21 protein-coding genes are annotated in these 25,117 nt (G+C 46.4%); 17 read left to right on the plus strand and 4 right to left on the minus strand.

The features are described 5' to 3' along the window. The first annotated feature begins 207 nt into the window (after positions 1-207). The 4 genes from L1D23_RS19000 to L1D23_RS19015 all read left to right on the plus strand — a co-directional run bounded on the left by L1D23_RS19000 (position 208) and on the right by L1D23_RS19015 (position 6,118). Positions 208-2,088 (plus strand): methyl-accepting chemotaxis protein, encoded by a 1,881-nt coding sequence (locus tag L1D23_RS19000; RefSeq protein WP_239870468.1) that lies wholly within the window; start codon positions 208-210, stop codon positions 2,086-2,088. Between the two features lie 71 nt (positions 2,089-2,159). Next, a complete protein-coding gene (locus L1D23_RS19005) occupies positions 2,160-3,047 on the plus strand; it encodes a DMT family transporter (RefSeq protein ID WP_239870470.1) in 888 nt (295 codons plus the stop codon). Between the two features lie 237 nt (positions 3,048-3,284). Further along, a complete protein-coding gene (gpmM, locus tag L1D23_RS19010; protein ID WP_239870488.1) occupies positions 3,285-4,817 on the plus strand; it encodes a 2,3-bisphosphoglycerate-independent phosphoglycerate mutase in 1,533 nt (510 codons plus the stop codon). Between the two features lie 155 nt (positions 4,818-4,972). Beyond that, the gene (locus tag L1D23_RS19015; protein ID WP_239838642.1) at positions 4,973-6,118 is read left to right on the plus strand and encodes a peptidoglycan DD-metalloendopeptidase family protein; all 1,146 of its coding nucleotides are present in this window, start codon (positions 4,973-4,975) and stop codon (positions 6,116-6,118) included. Between the two features lie 28 nt (positions 6,119-6,146). Here the strand turns inward: L1D23_RS19015 and L1D23_RS19020 are convergent, their stop codons facing one another. The 4 genes from L1D23_RS19020 to nudC form a co-directional block, all read right to left on the minus strand. Continuing rightward, positions 6,147-7,103, minus strand: coding sequence for a DHH family phosphoesterase (locus L1D23_RS19020; RefSeq protein ID WP_239870507.1), 957 nt, complete (start codon positions 7,101-7,103; stop codon positions 6,147-6,149). Positions 7,104-7,177: 74 nt separating this feature from the next. After that, positions 7,178-7,813, minus strand: coding sequence for a TetR/AcrR family transcriptional regulator (locus tag L1D23_RS19025; RefSeq protein ID WP_239870510.1), 636 nt, complete (start codon positions 7,811-7,813; stop codon positions 7,178-7,180). 105 nt (positions 7,814-7,918) lie between these two features. Next, positions 7,919-8,986, minus strand: coding sequence for a uroporphyrinogen decarboxylase (hemE, locus tag L1D23_RS19030; RefSeq protein ID WP_239870544.1), 1,068 nt, complete (start codon positions 8,984-8,986; stop codon positions 7,919-7,921). Between the two features lie 272 nt (positions 8,987-9,258). Beyond that, on the minus strand, positions 9,259-10,035 hold the full coding sequence (gene nudC, locus L1D23_RS19035; RefSeq protein ID WP_239870547.1) for an NAD(+) diphosphatase: 777 nt from the start codon (positions 10,033-10,035) through the stop codon (positions 9,259-9,261). 178 nt (positions 10,036-10,213) lie between these two features. Between nudC and rsd the strand changes: the two genes are divergently transcribed. The 13 genes from rsd (at position 10,214) to L1D23_RS19100 (ending at position 25,014) form a co-directional block, all read left to right on the plus strand. After that, entirely contained in the window at positions 10,214-10,708 is a 495-nt protein-coding gene (gene rsd / locus L1D23_RS19040) for a sigma D regulator (RefSeq protein ID WP_239870566.1), read from the plus strand. 540 nt (positions 10,709-11,248) lie between these two features. Further along, entirely contained in the window at positions 11,249-12,697 is a 1,449-nt protein-coding gene (locus L1D23_RS19045; RefSeq protein WP_239870569.1) for a YfcC family protein, read from the plus strand. A gap of 607 nt (positions 12,698-13,304) precedes the next feature. Beyond that, on the plus strand, positions 13,305-14,525 hold the full coding sequence (gene arcA / locus L1D23_RS19050; RefSeq protein WP_239870586.1) for an arginine deiminase: 1,221 nt from the start codon (positions 13,305-13,307) through the stop codon (positions 14,523-14,525). 59 nt (positions 14,526-14,584) lie between these two features. After that, a complete protein-coding gene (arcC, locus tag L1D23_RS19055; RefSeq protein ID WP_239870609.1) occupies positions 14,585-15,496 on the plus strand; it encodes a carbamate kinase in 912 nt (303 codons plus the stop codon). Positions 15,497-15,627: 131 nt separating this feature from the next. Further along, the gene (locus L1D23_RS19060; RefSeq protein WP_239870612.1) at positions 15,628-16,638 is read left to right on the plus strand and encodes an ornithine carbamoyltransferase; all 1,011 of its coding nucleotides are present in this window, start codon (positions 15,628-15,630) and stop codon (positions 16,636-16,638) included. Positions 16,639-17,125: 487 nt separating this feature from the next. Then, on the plus strand, positions 17,126-18,055 hold the full coding sequence (pyrB, locus tag L1D23_RS19065; RefSeq protein WP_239870615.1) for an aspartate carbamoyltransferase: 930 nt from the start codon (positions 17,126-17,128) through the stop codon (positions 18,053-18,055). 16 nt (positions 18,056-18,071) lie between these two features. Beyond that, positions 18,072-18,536: an aspartate carbamoyltransferase regulatory subunit gene (gene pyrI / locus L1D23_RS19070; RefSeq protein ID WP_239870618.1), complete on the plus strand. Its 465-nt coding sequence runs from the start codon at positions 18,072-18,074 to the stop codon at positions 18,534-18,536. A gap of 288 nt (positions 18,537-18,824) precedes the next feature. Continuing rightward, positions 18,825-19,313 (plus strand): arginine repressor, encoded by a 489-nt coding sequence (locus tag L1D23_RS19075; protein ID WP_239870621.1) that lies wholly within the window; start codon positions 18,825-18,827, stop codon positions 19,311-19,313. Between the two features lie 149 nt (positions 19,314-19,462). Further along, the gene (locus L1D23_RS19080; RefSeq protein ID WP_239870624.1) at positions 19,463-21,253 is read left to right on the plus strand and encodes a protein-disulfide reductase DsbD; all 1,791 of its coding nucleotides are present in this window, start codon (positions 19,463-19,465) and stop codon (positions 21,251-21,253) included. Positions 21,254-21,430: 177 nt separating this feature from the next. After that, positions 21,431-22,066 carry a response regulator transcription factor gene (locus tag L1D23_RS19085; RefSeq protein WP_239870626.1) on the plus strand — a complete coding sequence of 212 codons (636 nt, stop codon included), beginning with the start codon at positions 21,431-21,433 and terminating at the stop codon, positions 22,064-22,066. A 100-nt stretch (positions 22,067-22,166) separates the two neighbouring features. Continuing rightward, positions 22,167-22,793 carry a MarC family protein gene (locus L1D23_RS19090; RefSeq protein WP_239870629.1) on the plus strand — a complete coding sequence of 209 codons (627 nt, stop codon included), beginning with the start codon at positions 22,167-22,169 and terminating at the stop codon, positions 22,791-22,793. A 217-nt stretch (positions 22,794-23,010) separates the two neighbouring features. Then, the gene (locus L1D23_RS19095) at positions 23,011-23,274 is read left to right on the plus strand and encodes a DUF4212 domain-containing protein (protein ID WP_239870633.1); all 264 of its coding nucleotides are present in this window, start codon (positions 23,011-23,013) and stop codon (positions 23,272-23,274) included. A gap of 12 nt (positions 23,275-23,286) precedes the next feature. Then, positions 23,287-25,014: a sodium:solute symporter family protein gene (locus tag L1D23_RS19100; protein WP_239870636.1), complete on the plus strand. Its 1,728-nt coding sequence runs from the start codon at positions 23,287-23,289 to the stop codon at positions 25,012-25,014. Positions 25,015-25,117 lie beyond the last annotated feature (103 nt).

Raw genomic sequence — 25,117 nt, forward strand, 5'->3', positions numbered from 1 at the left:
TCCCTCTTCATCGATATTCCACTTCCTGAATATCCATATAGATCAAATCTATATTTTAATAACTTCTATAACATCAGCCTGTTAAACCAATATTCATAGCTATTTCAGCAGTTCCTACGTGAACTTCCGCACTAACAGGGTGTAACCACTAATTCAAACTCACACACCCTGATTTTCGATAGGTTGTCTAAGTATTAAGGAAGGGCAATGAGAAACACAATTAAGTTAAAGATTCAGATCGCCATCGCGATCATTATTGCAATTGTCTCAGGAGTCCAGGCATGGATCTCTGTCAGTCAATTAAAACAAGAAACCACTTCCGCACTGAATAGTGAAATGGCTAACGTCAGCCATGCCACCTCTCGTTATATCAGTGACTGGCTCTCCATCCGAAGCGATATGATGCTGGCAAATGAAGTAAGCATTCTCAACACTGACAATGTCGATAGGGAGATGCTTATCACTAAACGAGCCGGTGGGTTCTTGTCAGTTTATGCTGGGTTTGATGACGGTTCTATCGCTTATGGAGATAAAAGCGAGGATTGGCCTGCAGATTACGATCCTCGCACCCGACCTTGGTATAAAGATGCCATGGCAACCAATGGCCTGATCGTCACCGAGCCCTATCAAGACTTCGATGGCAGTATCGTGGTCAGCTTTGCTAAAGCATTTAGCGGCAGTAAAAATGGCGTCTTAGCCGCAGATTTGACCGTGACGAATATCATCGAAGAGGTGCTCAATGTCAGCTTAGACAACGAGGGTTTTTCGTTTTTGGTTGATGGTAATAACAACATTGTTGCTTACCAAGATGAGAAGCTGAGCCAGCAACCTCTGACTGAGCTCAATCCGGTCTTATCAGCCGATAAAGTTCATCAGCTGGTCAATACCTCTTTCATTTCCACTATCAGCTGGCCACAGCAAGGCGATAAGCTGATCTTTGCGACTAATGTACCCAATACCGATTGGTCACTAGGCATTGTGGTAGATAAAGACATGGCGTACGCCTCGGTAGCCGAACAAATTCAATTCACCGCGATCGCATCGATTTTCCTCTACATTGTGATTGCTTCCATCAGCACTTATGTGATTACTCGCTTACTTCAGCCTCTACAAACCTTATCAGCAGCACTTTCACAGCTCTCTCAGGGTGAAGGGGATTTAACTCAACGAATAGACATTCGCCGTATGGATGAAATCGGAGAACTGGCGCAGCACGTCAATCAGTTCCTCAGTCAAATGCAATCTATGCTCAGCGGTATCATTCATCACAGTAGAGATCTGGCCGTCCAAGCTGAACAAGCCAACCTACTAGCACAACAATCTTCCCAGCAAGTCGAAGCACAGCAAAATGATGTTAATCAAATAGCGACTGCGATTCATGAAATGTCAGCAACAGCGGCTGAAGTAGCCAGTCACGCTGAGTTGACCGCGAACGCTTCTCAAGGTTCAGCATCCGCGTGTGAAGACGGCCAGCAAGTGATCGAAAAAAACCGCCAAGCTATTGTTGAGCTAGCCGATCAGGTGACCGCAGCCTCTGGGGTGATCTCAGAACTGGAGAGCAACACACAGAGCATCAATCAAATTCTCTCCACCATTCGCGAAATTGCAGAGCAAACCAATTTGCTGGCCCTTAATGCTGCGATCGAAGCTGCTCGAGCGGGTGAGCAAGGCCGTGGTTTTGCCGTCGTAGCGGACGAAGTCAGAGTGTTGAGCCAACGCACACATGGCTCAACCGAAGAGATCCGCAATATGATTGAAACACTGCAGAACAATACCAAGCTCGCCGTCAACAGTATGGAAAGCAGCACGGCACTAGCAGGGACTAGTGTGGATTACGCTCAACAAGCATATCAGAGCCTGAATACCATCACCTCTGCGATTACAGAAATTAACGATATGGCGCTTCAGATAGCCAGTGCTGCGGAAGAGCAACGTGCCGTCAGCGAAGACATCAGTCGCAATACTCAAGGTATTAAAGATGCGTCAGATATTCTGTCAGAACAGGCGATGCGCAGTAGTGATAGTGCGACTAACATGTTTAACTCAGCCAACACGGTACGTACTGAGGTAGAACGCTTTAAAGTTTAAGCTTTGTTTCCAACGCTATTTCATGCATATTGTCAGCCTATTGATTTCTTTGTTCACAGGAAGAACAGCTTATGGGATTCGAATGGCTGGCACTGGCTGCAGCTTTTCTCTGGGCGGTAGCCAGTTTACTCTCTGTTGGACCTGCACAGCACCTTGGTACCTTTGCGTACAGTCGCTGGCGTATGGGATGCACCTCTGTCATTCTCGCCTCAATGGCATTATTTACAGGCGGCTGGGCAACGGTTGAAACCAGCGCCATTTCAGCCATGGCCTTATCTGGTTTGATCGGCATTTTTGTTGGCGACACAGCTCTGTTCGCTTGCTTAAATCGGATGGGGCCTCGCCAAGCTGGCTTGCTGTTTTCTTGCCATGCTGTGTTTTCCGCCGTACTGGGCTACTTCCTGTTTAGCGAAACCATGACCAGCATTGAGCTTATAGGTTCAGCTTTGGTTTTCTCTGGCGTTCTCACTGCTATCTTTTTTGGCCGTAAAGGGCAAAGCACTAATCACTTGGAGTCGGTGAAAGGCAGTATCTGGTTTGGTATCTCCTTAGGGCTGGTTGCGGCGCTGTGTCAGGCACTTGGTGGCATTATCGCTAAACCCGTAATGCAGACTGCTATCGACCCCGTGGCAGCATCAGCTATACGTATGATGACAGCCTTTGCTGCACACTGCCTGTTTTTCTTAAGTGGTGCTAAGCTCGCGAAAGCAACACTACCCATGAATCTTCGCTTATTCACCATCACCGCTCTCAACGGCTTTCTCGCGATGGCTGTTGGTATGACGCTTATCCTCTATGCACTTCAAGAAGGGAATGTCGGTATGGTTGCCCTACTTTCTTCTACCACGCCGATCATGTTGCTGCCTATACTTTGGATTTATACCAAAAAACGCCCCAATCGATTTGCATGGCTAGGCGCGATTTTGGCGGTGGTAGGTACTGGGCTGTTAGTCAGTTAACCGCTATTAGAACAATAGTTAATACCTGCTTTATCTTTCCTCTGTATGAGTGAAAATGAAGTCAACGAGACAGGAAATCTACCCCCATTCAGTCGTTACGCTCAGTATGAGGTGAAATATAACAACGATATTTAGCCAACAATATTTGATCTTAGCCTACAGTTTTGGGTAAAAAGTGTAGTAAAATTACGCTAATTTTGTTTCTAAAGTTACTTTGAATTTGACGAGGACATCACTATGTCAGCTAAGAAGCCATTGGCTCTGGTTATTCTTGACGGTTACGGTCACCGTGAAGAGACAGCAAGCAACGCAATCGCAAATGCGAAAACGCCCGTGATCGACGGCCTGCTTGCCAACAATCCACACACTCTCATCTCAGCATCAGGCCTAGATGTGGGTCTGCCTGACGGCCAGATGGGTAACTCTGAAGTCGGCCACACGAACATTGGTGCAGGCCGAGTGGTCTATCAGGATCTGACTCGTATTACTAAATCCATCGCCGATGGTGAGTTTGCTGAGACACCAGCACTTGTCGAAGCGATTGACTCGGCGGTTAAAGCAGGTAAAGCCGTTCACCTAATGGGCCTAATGTCTCCAGGTGGCGTCCACTCTCACGAAGATCACATCTATGCCGCCGTTGAAATGGCAGCAGCACGTGGCGCAGAAAAGATTTACCTACACTGCTTCCTTGACGGTCGTGACACACCACCACGCAGCGCAGCAAACTCACTGCAACGTTTCCAAGATCTCTTTGCGACATTAGGTAAAGGCCGTATCGCCTCTTTAGTGGGCCGTTATTATGCAATGGATCGTGACAACAACTGGGATCGCGTTCAAGTTGCTTACGATCTTCTCACTCAAGCCAAAGCTGAGTTCAGAGCAGAAACGGCAGTTGCAGGCCTAGAAGCCGCGTACGCGCGTGAAGAAAACGACGAGTTCGTTAAAACGACAGCAATCCAAGCAGAAGGCCAAGAAGATGCCATCATGCAAGATGGCGATGCGGTTATCTTCATGAACTACCGTGCTGACCGTGCACGTCAAATCACTCGTGCATTCGTTCCTGCATTTGACGGCTTCGAGCGTGCTGCATTCCCAGCCATCAACTTCGTGATGCTGACTCAATACGCTGCTGATATCCCTCTAGCTATCGCCTTCCCACCTGCATCTCTAGAAAACACTTACGGTGAGTGGCTATCTAAACAAGGTCAAACTCAGCTACGTATCTCTGAAACAGAGAAATACGCGCACGTGACTTTCTTCTTCAACGGTGGAGTTGAAAGTGAATTTGAAGGCGAGGAGCGTCAACTTGTAGCGTCACCAAAAGTGGCCACATACGACCTTCAACCAGAGATGAGCTCCCCTGAGTTGACAGAGAAAATGGTTGCGGCGATCAAGTCGGGTAAATACGATGCCATCATCTGTAACTACCCAAATGCCGACATGGTTGGCCACACCGGTGTCTATGAAGCGGCAGAGAAAGCCATCGAAGCACTCGACGAAAGCGTTGGTAAGGTAGTGGAAGCCATCAAGGAAGTGGGTGGTCAGCTCCTTATCACAGCAGACCACGGTAACGCCGAAATGATGGTAGACCCAGAAACAGGCGGTACTCACACGGCACACACCAATCTGCCAGTACCACTAATTTATGTCGGTGAAAAAGCAGTGGAATTCAAAGAAGGCGGAAAACTGTCCGATCTTGCGCCAACCATGCTATCTCTGGCTGGCCTAGAAATTCCAGCAGAAATGTCAGGTGAAGTTCTAGTCAAATAGGCACGCTTGACGGCGACATCGCTTATATCGAAAAGCTCAGGTGAATACCTGAGCTTTTTTATTTCCTCATCAACAAGTTTTGACATTACTCTTTCTTCGAAGGAATGTGTTTGGGTATACTGACTTTCTCTCAAAGACTTAGGACTGATTCTTCGATGGCAACACAGCAACAAGGACGACTGATCGCCACCTCTACGCTCTCAGCATGGGTATTGATTGTTGCCTCAACCCTAGCCTTTCCTAGTTGGTCTGCCTCCCCCAATGAATTAAAAGGGGTCAGTAGTGAGATATCTCGTCAAAAGCAGGCATTAAGTTCTCAGCAAAAGAAACTCGACTCCCTGCAGAAATCACTCAAGGCGCAAGAACTGAGTATTGTCCGTTTAGAGAAAGAGATTAAAGAGGCCAAAGAGGCCCTGAATAAAACCAACCACAGTATTGCCACGTTAGAAAAGCGCATTACTTCACTTCGACAGCAGAAACAGCAACAAAGCGAAAAGCTCGCTGAGCTATTGCAGACCTATTACGTCACTCAACGAGCGAAATCATCCGCGAGCCTTCTTAATCAAGGAGTGGAAGAGGACAGGATCAGCCAATATTTCCAGCACTTGGCGAAACAACGTACCATTACGATTGAAAAGCTGGAAACAACCGTAGAACAGCTTTCAGAAAGTGAAAATCAACTAAAGCTTGAACAGCAACAAATCACTAAGCTCCTCGCTCAACAGAACCAAAAGCGTCAACAATTGAGTAAAGAACAATCGAAACGTAAAGGTACCGTTACCAGCATTAAGAAAAGCATTTCCAGTGATAAGGTTTACCTGACTGAGCTACAGCGCAATGAAACACGCTTAAAGGCGGAAATAGCCAAGGCAGCCAAAGCCGCCAAGCTCAATGCCGTTCCTATGGATGGCTTAGCCAAACGCAAAGGTCGATTACCTTGGCCACTGAAAGGTAAAGTTTTACACAATTATGGCTCACGTCAGACAGGCCAGATCAACTGGAAAGGTATGGTCATTGATGCCAATTACGGCCAATCAGTGAAAGCCGTGTATTCGGGCACCGTTGTTTTTTCTGATTATTTAAGGGGCTATGGTTTGGTAATCCTGCTCGATCACGGTAAAGGCGATATGACCTTATACGGTTTTAATCAGAGCCTGTTGAAAAAAGAAGGGGATAAAGTCGCCGCAGGTGAAACCATTGCACTCGCAGGCGATACTGGTGGTCAACCTCAAGCTTCCCTGTACTTCGAAATCCGTAGAAACAGCAAAACACAAAATCCGAAGCGCTGGCTAACAAGGTAATCTCGTTACCTCATTAGCCGACTAGTATTTAAGCGTAATATGCTTCCACTGTCGCAATAAAGACGCCAACCTGCGCCTTATCGAGTGAATTAATTCCAGCTGCGGCAGCGCGTCCTCCGCCTGTTGCAAACTGTGAACAAATATCACCTGCTCCTTGCTTATTATTCAGCGGTGCCCGTAGTGAGACGGTATAACTCCCATCCGCATTTTCTGAAAGTACAGCATGTGCACAGTCCGGAGATTGGTTCGCCAACCAGTTACCATAAACACCACTGATACGTCGTGAAGAAGCTTGATTAGGCAACTCAAACACTGCCAATACATCACTTTGATGAGAAGCTTCAATAGCGAGAGCCTTATCCAGATCACTTTGATACGCTGATGTAAGAGTGTGATAAGCCGAGTTTGGATCAGCAATAACTGCAAAAGGATCATTATAGGCCAAAAGGTGCTCAAACAGCAGAGCGGGGTCAAAATGTAAATCCGCCAACTCTGCCCCATAGCCATTGTAGTTAATGAGTATCCCCAGCTCTTTCAACTGTTCTTTCTGTTCATCGGTAAGGCCTGCTCTGTCAGCCAACTCATCCGCTTTTGCAATCAAGTTATCACCGTACGCGGCAGTAATAGCCCATAAGTGAAAACGACCTTGCAGCAGCTCATCCACAATCAAAGCGGTGCATGTATTGGCGTCTAAACAAATATGAGCATCAAGGTTTGAATGCTGTGGAATATCACCTGACTTGTGGTGATCGGCATAAAATACCTGAGCACCTGTGGCAAGAATCGCTTCTAAACTCGCTTTATTTTTCTCCATCGAGATGTCCAATACGGTCAGTGAGTCATCCGCTTGGCACTGGAGAGAAGTTAACAGTGCGATGTCACGTTTCACACCCGTAATCAATGTCGATTCTTTAGGTTCGGCTAAGCGAAGCTGAAGGAGAGAGATGATGCCATCCGCATCACCGTTGAACACATCGTAGTGCATAAACAAAACCCCTTAAAATATCTTTAGATACTTTAAGGGGTTAGAGAAAACTTCACAATCGCGTTTAGTTATGGCTAAGCATGAATGGCTTTAACACCATCTTCCAATAACTGCAGTTGTTCTAGCCCCTGCTCCGTCGCTTTCGGCTTGACGACCGCTATCATCTGCAGCATACCTTGATGAATGACCTGCTCGGTGATCTGAGTTTTTGGCGACATCGCCGCTTGGTAACCTAGCCAACTACATGCGATAAGATGTAGTGTTGTGACCAGTGACTTCATTTCGCTGTCTTCGACAGACACCAGCTCCAAATCAACAAATGCGCGCATAATGTTGATCAAGTTAGCCTGCAACTTTTCTTGCACCTGAATGTAATCGTCATGTAGCTGCTCATCACGTTGAAGAATCTCAGGCAGATTGGCGTAGAAAAAGCGGTATTTCCACATCAAATTGAAAATTGAATCAAGGTAGTGCTTAAGCAATACCAAGCTCTCTTGCTGACCATGAATAGGAGAGAACCTCTCCAATAACTCATTCGAATAGAGGGTAAAGATTTCGCGGACGACTTCTTGTTTGTTGCGGAAGTGGTAGTAAAGGTTGCCCGGACTTATGTCTATATGTGCAGCAATGTGGTTGGTGGTGATATTACGCTCACCATGTTCATTAAAGAGATCCAATGCGGCAAGCACTATTTTGTCGCGTGTCTTCATTCGTTTTCCGTACCCTCTTCCATTAATATCATCAGTATAACTGAGTATATTAACCAATAACAAAAAAGCGCCTGATTAGACCAGGCGCTTTCATTGGTTTCTTAGTTATTTGTGGTATGGCTTAGATAACTCATGAACCGCTTCAACAAATACTCCCGCATTTTCAGGCGGCACATCAAGGTGAATACCATGGCCAAGGTTAAATACATGACCTGTACCGGCATCACCATAACCTTCTAGGATGGTCGCAACCTCCTCACGAATACGTTCTGGTGAAGCGTAAAGCATCGATGGATCCATATTGCCTTGCAGCGCCACTTTATCACCTACACGCTTAACGGCATCTTGAATGTTGATCGTCCAGTCCAAACCAACAGCATCACAGCCAGTTGCCGCAATTTGCTCTAGCCACATGCCACCGTTCTTAGTAAACAGAGTCACAGGAACACGGCGGCCATCGTTCTCACGGATCAAGCCATCGACGATTTTGTGCATGTATTGTAAGGAGAACAGGTTGTAATCACGTGGCGTTAAAACACCACCCCATGTATCAAAGACCATCACAGATTGTGCACCTGCCTTGATTTGCGCATTTAGGTACTCAATCACACTGTCTGCAAGCTTATCCAACAACAAGTGCAGTGTTTGTGGCTCTGCGTACATCATCTTTTTGATCTTAGTGAATGCTTTAGAGCTGCTACCTTCAACCATGTAAGTTGCCAGAGTCCACGGGCTACCAGAGAAACCAATCAGTGGAACATCACCATTGAGATCTTTACGAATCTGGCGCACGGCATTCATCACATATTTCAGCTCACCTTCCGGATCAGGAATACCAATCTTTTCAACGTCAGCTTTACATGTGATAGGCTTATCGAAAACCGGACCTTCACCTGCTGCAAAACGAAGCTCAAGTCCCATCGCATCAGGGATAGTTAAGATATCCGAAAACAGAATAGCAGCATCTAGAGGGAAACGACGAAGTGGTTGTAGCGTGACCTCTGACGCGAGTTCTGCGTTCTTACACAAAGACATGAAGTCGCCCGCTTCAGCACGGGTCGCTTTATACTCAGGTAGGTAACGCCCTGCCTGACGCATCATCCATACTGGCGTGTAATCTACAGGCTGCTTTAAAAGCGCACGTAGATAGCGATCATTTTTTAATTCAGTCATTCCGTCTTTCCAACTATTCGGCTTCTATTTAAGGGCGCTATTCTAACACTGTTTTCCATGCAAAAGCGGTGTGCTTTGCAACCTAGATCAAGTTATTAACTTTTAAATCAGTGCTTAATTTGCACCCAAACTACAAGAGTGTTAAAAATTTGTGTGCTAGCGAAAACAACAATTATAACCTGAGTACTCGCGACTCAGCATCTCATAACGACATCTTACTTACCCCCTCCCTCTCGGAGGGTTTTTTTTATCTATCAAATCAAAATATTGCTTCATTGCATTTCATTGATTGTCCATTCGATCAATGCTCTCGCAATCGTGCCTTGCGGAGCAACAGGAGGCATATTCTGCGCAGTGAACCACTGGGCATCACTCAGTTCGCTGTAATCAGGTTTTAACTCCCCGCCTTGATAATCAGCCAAAAAGCCCATCATTAAACTGGAAGGGAATGCCCAAGGCTGACTACCAAAATAACGAATGTTTGTCACATCAATACCTGTCTCTTCTTTGACCTCACGAGCTACACACTGCTCAAGCGTTTCCCCCACTTCCACAAACCCTGCAATGACGGTGTACATACCGTTACGATGACGCGGGTGCTGGGCCAATAGAATTTGCTCACCATGACGAACGGCAACAATGATGCACGGAAAAATTCTCGGGTAATGTAAAGTACGACAATCACCACACTGCATAGCAACTTGATTGTGGTTGAGGTGGTTACGACCACCGCAAATTGGGCAAAAGCGCAGGGTCTGTGTCATGTGGCTATATTGCACCGCCTTGCTGATCAACAAAAACAGCGGCTCAGCCAATCCCAAACATTCTCGTAATGAAGTCAATGGCAACGTCTGCTCGACATCATGTGCGTTGAGCCACATAACTGGCAACCCATTGTAATCACCTATCTTTATCGCATTCTCCTCCGGCAGAGCAAATGCCTGGGCCGAACCACAAGGTAACGCATGCTCCTCCAGCCAAACCTCACTACCTGATACAACACACCAGTAAGCATTGCTCGTACGGTTTGTGTCACTGTTCTTAAACATTCCCCTTCCTCTCTGCTTGCAGTTCATCCATTTTACTGGCAATCTAATTTCATACCAGAGTTTGTAGTGGAACAATTTTCTGGCTATAAATTCTAGTAAGGACAAGAGGTTAAACTCTAGAATGGCTTTGCACTGCAAAGCGTAATGATCACCGGAACTGTGATCCGATCATGAGGGCATGGTCATGCTAAATAAATTCAAACGAACGCAAGACCAGTGGGGTGGCTCCAGTGAAGTCATCGATCATTGGTTAGAGACTCGACAGGCACTGATTGTCGAATATTGTCGATTGGGCTCACTTCAGCCAGCGAATGGACACGCTAACGTTGTTGAACTTCCTTCCCCGAAACAAATCCGCTCTTTTTGTGACCATGTGGTTGATTACATTTCAGAAGGTCATTTCAAAATTTACGACATGGTAATGGAGAAATGGCAGGCCACTGGCTTTAAATCAAATAACGAGATCGATGCTACTTACGCAAAAATTGTGTTAACCACAGAGCCTTTGCTTGAGTTTAACGATAAATATGTCAACGTAAGTGCCGATGATGAACTCCCCGATTTTGAGGTGGATATGTCAAAGGTTGGCGAACTACTCGAAGTGCGTTTTGAAGTCGAAGACCACCTGATACAGCTTATTGCTGATAGCTTGGCAATTCCTCCAGGCGCTTAGCCGACACGAGAAAATGTAAAGGCTGATGTGAGAATATCAGCCTTTTTGCTATTCATAATGACCAACACTCTTGGCTATACCAGACACACTCATCATGTATCTCTTTATCCTCCAAAGGGAAATGAACCTTCTATAGCATATTATTTTTGACTTTAATCAAAAGATCTGCCAAAAAAAATACCTGAATGAAAATCCGTATCAATGCATAAAATTCCTTATTTTATTTCCACACAAGTAAATACTGTCTAAATAACTTACTCTTACCTATCACGAAAGAATAGAAATCCGTTTTATTTAAACAATTACCCTAGCTATTCATCGCCATTTAAAATCCAATTAAATAACACTGAATATTTTTGTGAAGCTCAACAAAGTTAGATGCCCTATCAATAATTAAACTAACAACTAAGAGCTGTGATTAAGAAGCTCAAATTAATTATCACTATTCCAATAACTTAGTCTTTGTAAGTTTTATTTTATAACTCTAGTCGCGGATTCACTTTTATTTGTTATTCAGCAAGTAAAAGTAAGGAGAACACCATGACCACCCAAACTGTACCTACCGAAGAAAAAAAAGGCGGCTTCTTTGCCAACTTTAAATTCCCTTCCGCTTATACGATTCTGTTTATCCTCATTGCACTGGTTGCGATGCTGACTTGGATCGTACCTGCTGGCCAGTATCAACGAACAATGAATGAAGATTTAGGGCGAGAAGTGCCTGTCACAGGCACTTACCAAGCTGTTGAGGGCAACCCTCAAGGTGTCATTGACGTACTACTAGCACCGATTGACGGCTTCTATGATCACAATAGCTACGAAGCCGCCGCAATTGATGTTTCTCTGTTTATCCTTGTCATTGGTGGCTTCCTAGGGCTAGTGACAAAAACGGGTGCCATCGATGCTGGGATTGAACGCGTAACGCAGCGTCTTCAAGGCCGAGAAGAGATGATGATTCCCATCCTAATGGCGCTGTTTGCTGCTGGGGGAACAGTCTACGGCATGGCCGAAGAATCCTTGCCATTCTACACCCTGTTAGTGCCAGTGATGATGGCAGCTCGCTTCGACCCATTGGTTGCCGCAGCGACCGTATTGCTCGGCGCTGGTATTGGCGTATTGGGATCCACCATCAACCCATTTGCCACCGTCATTGCTGCTAACGCATCTGGCATTCCGTTTACTGATGGCATCATGCTACGTGCCTTAATGCTGGTGATCGGCTGGGTCATTTGTGTCGCCTACGTGATGCGCTATGCCCGTATGGTGCGTGAAGACCAGAGCAAATCGATTGTTTACGATAAATACGAAGAGAACAAAGCGCATTTCCTTGGTAATCAAACTGGCGAATCTCTTGAGTTCACCACCACACGTAAAGTCATTTTAACCATCTTCGGCGGCTCATTCGGCGTGATGATCTACGGTGTTTCTGTCGCTGGCTGGTGGATGGCAGAAATCTCAGCCATGTTCTTAGCGGCAACGATTTTAGTCGGACTCGTGGCACGTATGAGCGAAGAAGAGTTTACTAACAGCTTTATTGATGGGGCTCGTGACCTGCTCGGTGTAGCGCTGATCATTGGTATTGCACGCGGGATTGTAGTGGTTATGGACCGCGGCATGATCACTGATACCATCTTGTACTCAGCAGAACAGATGGTAACCGGACTATCGTCGGTCGTATTCATTAACGTCATGTTCTTCCTTGAGATTTTGTTATCGTTCCTTGTGCCTTCAACCTCTGGTCTAGCGGTACTGACCATGCCAATTATGGCCCCACTCGCGGACTTTGCGGGGGTCGGGCGCGATCTGGTGATCACCGCTTACCAGTCTGCTTCTGGTTTAGTAAACCTCATCACTCCCACTTCGGCAGTCGTTATGGGCGGCCTTGCCATTGCCCGAGTGCCTTATGTGCGCTGGGTGAAATGGGTGGCACCACTGTTGGCCATTCTGACGTTATTCTGTGTTGTAATGATAAGCATTGGTGCACTTATCTAGCCTGCTCTTTTCCTTACACTCGCTCACAGGATGTGAGCCCCCAAAGCCGCCTTAGTGCGGCTTTTCTTTACACTCTTCACCGAAAAATTAGAAAAGTTATTTCTAGCTATAACTTTTATTTATCCAATATTTCCATTCTTAAATACTTCATAAAATTTAATATGTGATCTGGGTTAAACTTATTATCAATTTTTTTGTTATCAATCTATATTTGAAAGCCTTAAAAGCAATTATCTAGAAAGTTAAAATGCATAATTCCAATCTAGTTAAAGATATTTAAGTCATTTTAATTTGAATATTTTTCCTTATCACCAATATATATCAACCACTCAGCATAACTTTATGCATAAACTTTCCTTTCTAATGATTAAATAGGGCATTCACATCCAAATAACAACTGCATAGATATTGTTAAAACCCTTGAAAACACTGGCTTTAGGCATAAAAAATGAACTGTGACTGACCTCTAAGATTCCTCCTCAGACAAGCGTAATATGAATTACAGAAACAAAACAAGTGAATAAATAAATTCGCTCTTCTATTCCCTACAAATTAAATATTAGTTTTCAAATTTTAAACTAATTAAAAATATAAGAGAGATACGATCATGAGTAAGTTATACGTAGGTTCTGAAATCGGTCAATTACGTCGTGTTCTAGTTCATCGTCCAAGACGAGCACTGACTCACCTGACACCTTCCAACTGCCACGATCTGCTATTCGATGACGTCCTTGCTGTTGAGCGTGCAGGTAAAGAACACGATGTGTTCACTCAAACTCTGCGCGACCAAGGTGTGGAAGTCTTACTTCTGACGGACTTGCTTGCAGATACGCTGGCGGTAGCAGAAGCTAAAGAGTGGCTGCTCAGCCGTCAAGTGTCGGATTACCGTTTGGGCAAAACCTTTGCTAATGATGTTCGCTGCTACCTAAGTGACTTACCTAATATAGAACTAGCTAAGATCCTTACCGGCGGCCTTTCTTACGCAGAAATGCCGATGAAGTCTTCATCAATGATGCAAGGACTTCATGCGCCAACTGATTTCATCATTGAGCCATTACCAAACCACCTATTTACCCGCGACACTTCTTGTTGGGTCTATGGCGGTGTCTCTATCAACCCAATGGCGAAACCAGCCCGTCAGCGTGAAACCAACCACGTTCGTGCTATCTACCGCTGGCATCCAAGCTTTGCTGGTCAGGACTTCATCAAATACTTCGGTGATGAAGAGAAAATCTACGACAACTCGACCATTGAAGGCGGTGATGTCTTAGTCATTGGTAAAGACGCCGTGCTGATTGGTATGTCAGAGCGCACAACCGCTCAAGGTGTTGAACACCTTGCTGCTGGCTTGTTCAAACATGGTCAAGCGAAACAAGTGATTGCAATGGAGCTGCCAAAACATCGCTCTTGCATGCACTTAGACACAGTCATGACTCATATGCGTGAAGACACCTTCTCTGTTTACCCAGAAGTCATGCGCAAAGATGTCAAGTGCTGGAGCCTGACTGGCGATGCGTCTGGCGCAGTGAATGTCAAAGAAGAAGGTTACTTTGTGACGGCTATCGAGAAAGCACTCGGCATCGACCAACTCAACCTTATCACCACTGGCGGCGACAACTTCAACGCAGAACGCGAACAGTGGAACGATGCTAACAACGTTCTCACCGTTAAGCCTGGTGTCGTGATCGGATACGAAGGCAACACCTACACCAACGAGAAGTACGACAAAGCGGGCATCACAGTATTGCCGATTCCTGGCGATGAGCTGGGTCGTGGCCGCGGCGGTGCACGCTGCATGAGCTGCCCAATCGAACGTGATGGCATTTAAGTAACGGATAAGTTGGCGAGAGCGACTTAGCTTTCGCCCTCAGCAGAGAGATAAAAGCAATGACAAAACAAACTGTAGTTGTCGCACTTGGCGGAAACGCCCTACTTCGCCGCGGTGAACCATTGGAAGCCGAAGTACAACGTCAGAACATCGAAATTGCCGTCAAAACCATTTCGGAAATTGCTCAGGAATACAACGTCGTACTGGTGCACGGTAATGGCCCACAAGTTGGCTTACTGGCGTTACAAGGCTTGGAGTACAAGAAGGTAGCACCCTACCCACTCGATGTTCTGGGCAGTGAAACACAAGGCATGATTGGTTACATGCTGATGCAAGAGTTCAAAAACCAAATGCCAAACGTCAATGCCACTTGCATGTTAACGCAAATGACAGTGGATCCTAATGATCCGGCATTCGCAGACCCAACTAAACCCATCGGCCCGATTTATGAAGAAGCCGAGGCTCGGGAACTGGCTGAGAAGTACCACTGGACGATCAAACCAGACGGCCAGCACTTCCGCCGCGTTGTACCTAGCCCGCAACCAACAGGCATTATCGAGCACGAAGCGATCACCAAGCTCATCGACGAAGGCCACTTAGTGATTTGTACTGGCGGTGGTGGCATTCCGGTCAAACACGAAAACGGCAAGCTGGTCGGTGTTGAAGCCGTGATTGATAAGGACATGTCTGCCGCTTTCCTTGCCAAACAGCTAAATGCTGACGCCCTACTCATCCTCACTGACGCGGATGCGGTTTACCTCGATTGGGGCAAGCCAACTCAACATGCGCTGCGCAGCACTAACCCAACTGAATTGGCGCAGTACCAATTTGATGCTGGCTCAATGGGGCCAAAAATTGAAGCATCATGCGAGTTCGTCAAACAAGGTGGCAAAGTGGTCGGTATCGGCTCACTGGAAGATGGTTTACGCATTCTTCAGGGCACGGCAGGCACCAATATCACCAAAGGTTAATTACCAGCAGTCCTGCCTCATGTCAGGTCTGCGATGAACGATGAAACAAACAATCACTCAAATTCATTACTGCACTTTCTTACCTCTTTCCCTGCAACGAGAAAGTGCACATCGATAAGAAGGAAAACACCATGGCTTTCAACCTACGTAACCGTAACTTTCTAAAATTATTAGACTTTACTCCGCGTGAAATTCAACACATGTTAGACCTATCCGCGGAGTTGAAAAAAGCGAAATACAACGGCTATGAGCAACCTCGTCTGAAAGGCAAAAACATCGCTCTGATCTTCGAGAAAACGTCAACTCGTACCCGTTGTGCCTTTGAAGTTGCAGCTTTTGACCAAGGCGCTCAAGTTTCATACTTAGGCCCAACAGGCTCTCAGATTGGTCACAAAGAATCGATGAAAGATACAGCTCGCGTTCTAGGCCGTATGTACGATGGCATCGAGTACCGCGGATTTGGTCAGGAAATTGTCGAAGAGCTGGGCGCTTACGCGGGTGTACCGGTATGGAATGGCCTGACTGATGAGTTCCACCCGACGCAAATTCTCGCTGACTTCCTGACTATGATGGAACATGGCCGTGGCAAACAGCTACACGAAATGAAGTTTGCCTACCTAGGCGATGCGCGCAACAACATGGGCAACTCCCTGATGGTCGGCGCAGCAAAAATGGGCATGGATATTCGTCTCGTCGCGCCGAAGCAGTTCTGGCCTGAAGAAGCACTTGTCGCGCAATGCCGTGAGATCGCTGAAACAACCGGTGCGAAAATTACCCTGACTGAAGATGTTCAAGAAGGCGTTCAAGGTTGTGACTACCTGTACACTGATGTGTGGGTATCGATGGGCGAAGCAAAAGAAGCATGGGCAGAGCGTATCAACCTCATGCTGCCTTACCAAGTCAACATGGAAATGATCAAAGCCACAGGCAATCCTCATGTGAAATTCATGCACTGCCTACCTGCCTTCCACGGCGAAGATACCACGGTAGGTAAGCAGCTTGCTGAAGAATACCCAATGCTTAAAAACGGCTGTGAAGTGACTGATGAGGTGGTTGAATCTGACTACTCTATTGTGTTCGACGAAGCTGAAAACCGTATGCACACCATCAAAGCGGTGATGGTAGCTACACTAGGTGACTAATATCATCGATTAAAAGTAATCATACTCAAATTAGACTGAGTATTGTTTGCAGGGAAATGCGGGCGGCGTTCATCAGTATCAAAAACATGCTGAATAAAGCCCGCATTTTTTTTCACACTTAATGGCTCATCATCACTCTCAATGCAAGACAGCACAACCACTGCAAACGTGTGGCTAAAATGGGCGAAATACGCATAAAAATCCAATTTATGAATACTTTACGCAAACGCTTGCGTTGGCTTTTTTTGTCCGTATAATCCTCCGCAATTTGTCTTCGGAGGATCAAAATGAACCTGTCAGCAACCACTCAATGTTGGCTTAACTTATGCCCTGACTCAGGGACATGTGTGGTTTCATTTTATTCTATCGATCCTTTTCAAGCCTCCTATTTAGGAGGCTTTTTTTTGTCTGATATTTACATCAATCCATGGATTAGCAATCCACAACAGTTGGACAAACTCACCCATTGAGACGAGGAAACACTGCTATGGCGCATTCGTTATTTAACAAGCACATTATCTCCATTCCTGAGCTCAGCCGCAGCGAGCTAGAGCTTATCGTCGACACCGCGGCTAGACTCAAAGCCGAGCCAAACCCGACACTGCTTAAAAACAAAGTGGTGGCCAGCTGCTTCTTTGAACCTTCCACTCGCACCAGGTTGTCATTTGAAACCGCTGTGCAGCGTCTTGGCGGCACAATTATTGGCTTCGACAATGGTGGCAACACGTCACTGGCGAAAAAGGGTGAGACACTGGCCGACTCTGTCCAGGTGATATCTTCTTATGTGGATGCCTTTGTGATGCGTCACCCACAAGAAGGCGCAGCGCGTTTGGCGTCCGAATTTTCAAATGGCGTACCTGTGGTCAACGGCGGTGATGGCGCGAATCAGCATCCAACCCAGACTCTGCTGGACTTGTTTTCTATCTACGAAACCCAAGGCACACTCGACAACCTCAATGTCGCGTTTGTGGGTGACCTTAAATACGGTCGTACTGTCCACTCTCTGACTCAGGCACTGGCTAAGTTCAATAACGTGCGTTTCTTCTTTATCGCACCTGAAGCATTGGCGATGCCTGATTACATCTGTGAAGAACTCGAAGAAGCAGGCATCAAATTCAGCATGCACAACAACATCGAAGATGTCGTACCGGAACTTGATGTCCTGTATATGACACGCGTACAGAAAGAACGCTTTGATGAGTCCGAATACGCCCACATTAAGTCAGCGTTTATTCTCACCGCCGACACGCTGAAAGAGGCACGTGAGAATCTGAAGGTTCTTCACCCATTACCACGCGTCGATGAGATCACAACAGACGTCGATAGAACACCACACGCTTACTACTTTGAACAGGCAGAAAACGGTGTCTATGCGCGTGAAGCCTTACTTGCCCTTGTTCTTAGTGAAACCCTTTAATTGCAGGAGAATTATCATGGTGAAAGAAACTCAACTACAAGTAGAAGCCATTCGTAACGGCAGCGTGATTGACCATATTCCTGCGAACGTTGGCATTAAAGTGCTCAAACTTTTTAAAATGCACAAGACCAATCAACGCATTACTATTGGTCTCAACTTACCCTCTTCGGCGCTCGGTGAAAAAGACCTCATCAAGATTGAAAATGTCTATTTGACCAAAGAGCAGGCCAACCAATTGGCTTTGTATGCACCGAAAGCGACCGTGAACCAGATCGAAGAATATCAGGTGGTCAACAAACTGACTTTAGCGCTCCCAGAACATATTCAGAGCGTCTTTGAGTGCCCGAACAGCAATTGCATCTCACACGGTGAACCGGTCGAAAGCCAATTCAAAGTGCAACAGAAACAGTATCAGGTTCAGCTCAAATGCCATTACTGTGAAAAAGTATTCTCACGTGAAATCATGGCAGAAGCGCGTTAATCAGCTCTGCCTGTCACTCTTATAAAACAACCGTGGATATTTATTCCCACCCAAGAATAAATATCCACTTTCAACAGAATTATTCACCAATAAAATCGCAAATTAATAGTCTTTGATTGGTGATCCCTTTCAAAAAGCCACACTTTATTTGGTGGTAAGATATCTACGAATCAAACCTTTAAGTCACCACAGAAGTGACCGCTCAATATCTGAAGACGCTACTAGGGAATGAAGTGTCGAAGGTCGCAAGGACGAATTATCTCTACGTCATGTTTTAAAGGAGTTCGCATGAGTGAAACTCTAAATCCAACTTCAGTCGATTACACTGAAGACAAAACTCTGACTGCAGCCTGTAAACGCCTGCTTCAACAACAGAGCTTTACTACTCAGAATGAGTTGCGCGAAGCTCTGGTTACTATCGGCTTTGAAGGCATCAGCCAATCAACGGTCTCGCGTCTGCTGTCTCAGCTTGGGGTCGTCAAAGTCCAGAATGCCTGTGGTAAAAAGGTGTATTGCATTACCGTTGAAACCGCTCCTGTGCGTGTTGAGTCATCGATTTCCTCGCAGATAGAATTTATTACTCATAATCAGGCGATGGTAGTGGTCAAAACTCACCCGGGCAGCGCTCAGCTCGTCGCACGATTGGTCGATATCGACCCACACACTGAAATCCTAGGTACCGTTGGGGGTAACGACACCGTCTTGGTGATCCCGAAAGATACTGAGCATATTGATGCCTGCGAACGAGTGGTTCGTGCTCGACTCGGCGTGGCTTAAGTCTTTCCTATATCACCTCAACTTAAGTCAGGTATCGGCCTGACTTAAGCTTTTGAATTGGCGATATTTGTCGGAGTATGAAACTTATTCCCCCTTTCCCCTGTCTGATTGAGTTAAAATGATGAAAATTTAACTCAAGTGACTTTTCTATGCGTGCCGTCTTTTCACTGATTTTATTATGTCTGACTGTAGCTTCTGCCCCTGCTATGGCGCTTTTCGAGCAGTCTAACTCTGCACCAAGCTTCGGAAATCAGAGCAATACGTTTGTCCCTGTCGATCAAGCTTTCCCGTTTAACGCCTATCAGCAAGGCGATAAGGTTTTCCTCGACTGGCAAGTCAAACAGGATTACTACCTCTACCAGCACCGTTTATCGGTCAGCGGCGAAAATGTCACGGTAGGCGAGCTGAAAATGGAAGACGGTCAGCCCTACAAAGACGAGTTTTTCGGTGAGGTAAACATTTATACCACGCCTTTGTTTGTCGAAGTGCCTTTGGCCGATTATCAGGATGGCGCGCGTCTGATTGTCCAGTATCAGGGCTGTGCAAAAGCTGGATTTTGCTACCCGCCAGAGACTCGCGTGGTTGACTTAACCAGTTTCCAATCCAGCGCTGGTGACCAATCGGCGCCATCAAGCAGCACAAGTTCTGCACCAACAGACACTCCAGCCAAGCCGTCACAGCCGGTTTCTCAGGAGTCGAGCCTAGCATCCAGTCTAAGTGATAGCTGGTGGACACCATTACTGTTTTTAGCGCTGGGTGTTGGCCTTGCGTTTACGCCATGCGTGCTGCCGATGTATCCGATTTTAACCAGTATTGTGCTTGGCAGCGGCAAACTGAGCCACGGCCGAGCATTAGGCTTAGCGTTTATTTACGTTCAAGGGATGGCTCTCACCTACACCTTATTAGGATTGGTTGTCGCCTCTGCAGGTATGCAGTTTCAGGCCGCTATGCAACATCCTTATGTCCTGATTGGTTTGAGCGTCATGTTTGTCGCCCTAGCGCTGTCGATGTTTGGTGCCTACACCATTCAGCTGCCAAGTGCGGTACAGACATGGCTGAATAATTTGAGCAACAAACAACAAGGCGGCAGCTCACTGGGCGTGTTTGCCATGGGTGCGATTTCTGGATTAGTCTGCTCACCTTGTACCACAGCGCCACTTTCAGGTGCGCTACTCTATGTCGCACAAAGCGGTGACTTGCTCACAGGCGGCGTCGCACTGTACGCTCTCGCGCTGGGCATGGGCATTCCACTGATGCTGGTTGCGGTGTTTGGCAACAAACTGCTGCCAAAAGCCGGTAACTGGATGGACAGAGTAAAGACTCTGTTTGGCTTTATTCTGCTTGCTGCACCGATCTTCTTACTTGAGCGTATCCTGCCAGAAACTTGGGCGACCGGACTGTGGTCCGCACTTGGTCTAGCTGCTTTTGGCTGGCTATACCATGTTAAAAACTCACTGCCATTTGGTGGCTGGAAACAAAGTGCGGTCGGTATCATTGCGGTTCTTGGCTTATTCGCCTCAGCGCAACCCGCACTCAACTACTGGTTTGGTGGTCATACAGAACAAGCGCAGCCTAGTATTCAATTTACACGCATTACCACCGTGGATGATCTCAACAGCCAGTTGGAACAAGCTAAGCTGGCGGGCAAACCTGTGATGCTCGACTTCTATGCTGACTGGTGTGTGGCGTGTAAAGAGTTCGAAAAATACACCTTCCACCAGCCTGATGTGGAAGCGAAGCTACGTAATTTTGTGCTGTTACAAGCAGATGTCACCAAGAACCTGCCGCAAGATATCGAGCTGCTGAAAGAGATGAATGTACTTGGCCTGCCAACCATAGAGTTTTGGGATGCCAGCGGCCAACATGTCTCCAATGCCAGAGTGACCGGATTTATGCAGGCAGAGCCATTTTTGCAACATATCAATGCCAATAGCTTATAGCCAACTTAAGCTTCACTTTACGCCAGTCATCAGACTGGCGTTTTTGTCTGTTGTTTATATATATGCAATTTGGTGATAAAACCCGATACAGTTCAGACTTTTAGGGTATGAATATTGTCCATACTCTCAAAGGTGACAATAATTCCATTAAGCAAACTTTCAAAAGCAGTTAACGTCATGGACTCGACTTACACCATTATCATCGCCGACGATCACCCCTTATTTCGTAATGCACTGTTTCAGTCTGTGCACATGGCGGTTAGTGGTGCCAATTTATTGGAAGCGGATTCCCTTGAAGCCCTTTTGGCCGTTCTTGCCAAGGAAGACGAGCCCGATCTTCTGCTGCTTGATCTAAAAATGCCCGGCGCTAATGGAATGTCTGGATTGATTCAGCTACGGGCAGAGTACCCAGATATGCCGATTGTGGTCGTATCGGCCAGTGAAGAGCCTTCCGTCGTCACTCAGGTCAAAAGCCATGGCGCGTTTGGTTTTATCCCTAAGTCGAGTGACATGCGCGAATTGGTCAGCGCATTGAATCAGGTCTTGAATGGCGAGCCTTTCTTTCCAGAAGGTTCCATCACTAACAACGCGGCTTGCAATGACTTAGCAGAGAAAATTTCCACTTTAACGCCACAACAATACAAAGTACTCGGAATGCTATCTGATGGTTTGCTAAACAAGCAGATTGCTTATGAGTTAAATGTATCTGAAGCCACGATAAAAGCCCATATGACCGCGATCTTTAGAAAGTTAGGTGTTAAAAACCGTACTCAGGCTGTAATTTTACTTCAGCAGCTAGAATCTGAAGCTTAATTTTCATCCTATCTCGATCATTTCTCTGCTAAGATAGTCAAGTCGGTCATCTGATCGACTTATTTATCCCTCTGTTTCACTAACTCTGGGAGTCACATCATTGCTTAGCGTATTGATCACTCAATTTGTCGTTCTCTGGGCCGTCATCGATCCGATTGGTTCCGTTCCGGTCTATTTATCTCAAACTCAGCACCTCACAGCCAAACAACGCCGTTTAGTGGCGCTCAAAGCGGTAGGTATCTCAACAGGCGTACTTCTGTTCTTCCTTATGGCCGGTCAGCTCTTACTGGAAGCCATGCAGATTCCTCTGCCTGCATTTCAAGCAGCAGGTGGCTTAGTACTCTTGCTGTTCGCTCTAACAATGATTTTTGGTGAATCTAAACCGGAACAGGAAACTAAGCTTTCTGAAGAAGTCAGCCACTCCGATCTAGCTGACTTAGCCGTCTACCCACTTGCGATCCCTTCGATTGCCTCTCCAGGAGCAATGATGGCGATCGTAATGCTGACTGACAATCATCGTTATTCTTTGGTCGACCAAGGCATCACCGCAGCGGTGATGGTGAGTGTTCTGTTGATCACCTTACTCTTGCTACTTGGCGCGACACATATCCAGAAATGGATTGGCAATGTCGGCGCTGCGATCATCAGCCGAGTCATGGGGTTGATCCTTGCCGCAGTGGCTTTGAACAACCTGCTTCTAGGCATCAAAGATTTCTACCTAGGTTGAATTATTTTATAAAGTCATCAACAAATCATTAGACCTTTGGCTAATTTAACACAAGATTAACATCACAAAAATCTATCACTTAAATACTAAGCGCCTTATTTATAGGCGCTTTTTGTTTTTCCCTACGCGACTAAAGTTGAAAAGAGTTCTTGCCAGCACCTTGCTAAGGTAGAAAGTGAAACATTTTATTAACAATACCAATCATAAGGAGGCGGCAATGGCGTTTGAAAGTCAGGAACGAGCCAAAGCCTACTGGGACAAAAACGTAAAACTGATGATCAGCTTGATGGTGATCTGGTTTGTCGTTTCTTTTGGCTGCGGCATTTTATTTGTCGACGTACTTAACCAATTTCAGATAGGTGGCTACAAACTGGGCTTCTGGTTTGCACAACAAGGTTCCATCTATACCTTTTTAGGCATTATTTTCTACTACGCGTGGAAAATGCGCCAAATCGATCGCGAATTTAATGTGGACGAGTAAGGAGCAGTTCAGATGGATTTGAAAACAATCACTTACCTCGTTGTCGGTGCCACTTTTGTCCTTTATATCGGTATCGCTATTTGGGCACGTGCGGGGTCAACCAAAGAGTTCTATGTCGCGGGTGGTGGGGTTAACCCGATTGCCAACGGCATGGCAACCGCTGCGGACTGGATGTCAGCAGCTTCCTTCATTTCAATGGCAGGCCTTATCGCCTTCATGGGTTACGGTGGTTCCGTATTCCTGATGGGCTGGACAGGCGGCTATGTACTACTCGCTCTGCTTTTAGCACCTTACCTACGTAAATTTGGCAAGTTCACAGTACCTGAGTTCGTTGGTGAGCGTTTCTACTCCAATGCGGCACGTATTGTTGCGGTTGTGTGTCTGATTATCGCGTCAGTGACTTACGTAATCGGTCAGATGAAAGGGGTGGGTGTTGCCTTCGGTCGATTCCTTGAAGTAGATTACTCAACAGGTCTACTGATCGGTATGTGTATTGTATTCATGTACGCGGTAATGGGCGGCATGAAAGGCATTACCTACACGCAGATTGCTCAGTACTGTGTACTTATTCTGGCGTACACCATTCCTGCTATCTTTATCTCGCTACAGCTAACAGGAAACCCAATTCCACAAATGGGCCTAGGTAGTACCATGGCTGGAACGGACGTCTATCTGCTCGATCGGCTTGATCAGGTGGTGACTGAGCTCGGATTTAGCGAGTATACGACTCAGGTGCGCGGCGATACCTTGAACATGTTTGTTTACACCATGTCTCTGATGATTGGTACTGCGGGTCTACCGCACGTTATCATCCGTTTCTTCACAGTACCGAAAGTACGTGATGCACGCACTTCAGCAGGCTGGGCGCTCGTCTTTATCGCGATTCTGTACACCACTGCACCTGCGGTATCTGCAATGGCACGTCTAAACCTAATGGATACAGTTAACCCAGCTCCAGGTCAGAACCTTGCTTATGATGAGCGCCCTGACTGGTTCAAAAACTGGGAAAAAACTGGCCTACTTGGCTTTGATGATAAGAACGGCGATGGCAACATCCAATACACCTCAAATGCTGAAACCAATGAACTGAAAGTCGACCGTGACATCATGGTTCTGGCGAACCCAGAAATAGCCAAGCTACCTAACTGGGTTATTGCACTGGTTGCTGCGGGTGGTTTAGCCGCCGCTCTGTCTACCGCTGCAGGTCTGCTACTCGCGATATCGTCAGCAATATCTCATGACTTAATCAAAGGTGTGATAAATCCGAACATCTCTGAGAAGAAAGAGTTACTGGCCAGCCGGATATCCATGGCAGTCGCGATTGCTGTCGCCGGTTATCTGGGGCTCAATCCGCCTGGCTTTGCCGCAGGTACGGTGGCACTGGCCTTCGGTCTGGCTGCCTCGTCCATCTTCCCTGCCTTGATGATGGGTATTTTCAGTAAGAACATCAACAAGGAAGGCGCGATTGCCGGCATGATTGCAGGTATCACAATCACTCTATTCTACGTATTCCAACACAAAGGCATCCTGTTCATCGCTGACTGGAAATACCTAGAAAGCTGGGGCAGCAACTGGTTCCTAGGTATCGAACCGAATGCCTTCGGTGCTATCGGTGCGCTATTCAACTTCCTAGTGGCATTCGCGGTATCGAAAGTTACGGCAGAAACACCACAAGAAGTGAAAGATTTGGTCGAACACGTTCGTGTTCCAGCAGGCGCTGGAGATGCGGTAGATCACTAATCTACACTTAATGACTAAAGCCCCTCACGGGACGACCCGTCCGGGGCTTTTTTATTGCTCTTAATTCAGTTACCGTAGTTTCGAAATGTTGTCGCAAGGAAGC

It is taken from the genome of Vibrio sp. Isolate24, assembly GCF_022398215.1.
In the GTDB taxonomy this organism is placed as follows: domain Bacteria; phylum Pseudomonadota; class Gammaproteobacteria; order Enterobacterales; family Vibrionaceae; genus Vibrio; species Vibrio coralliilyticus_A.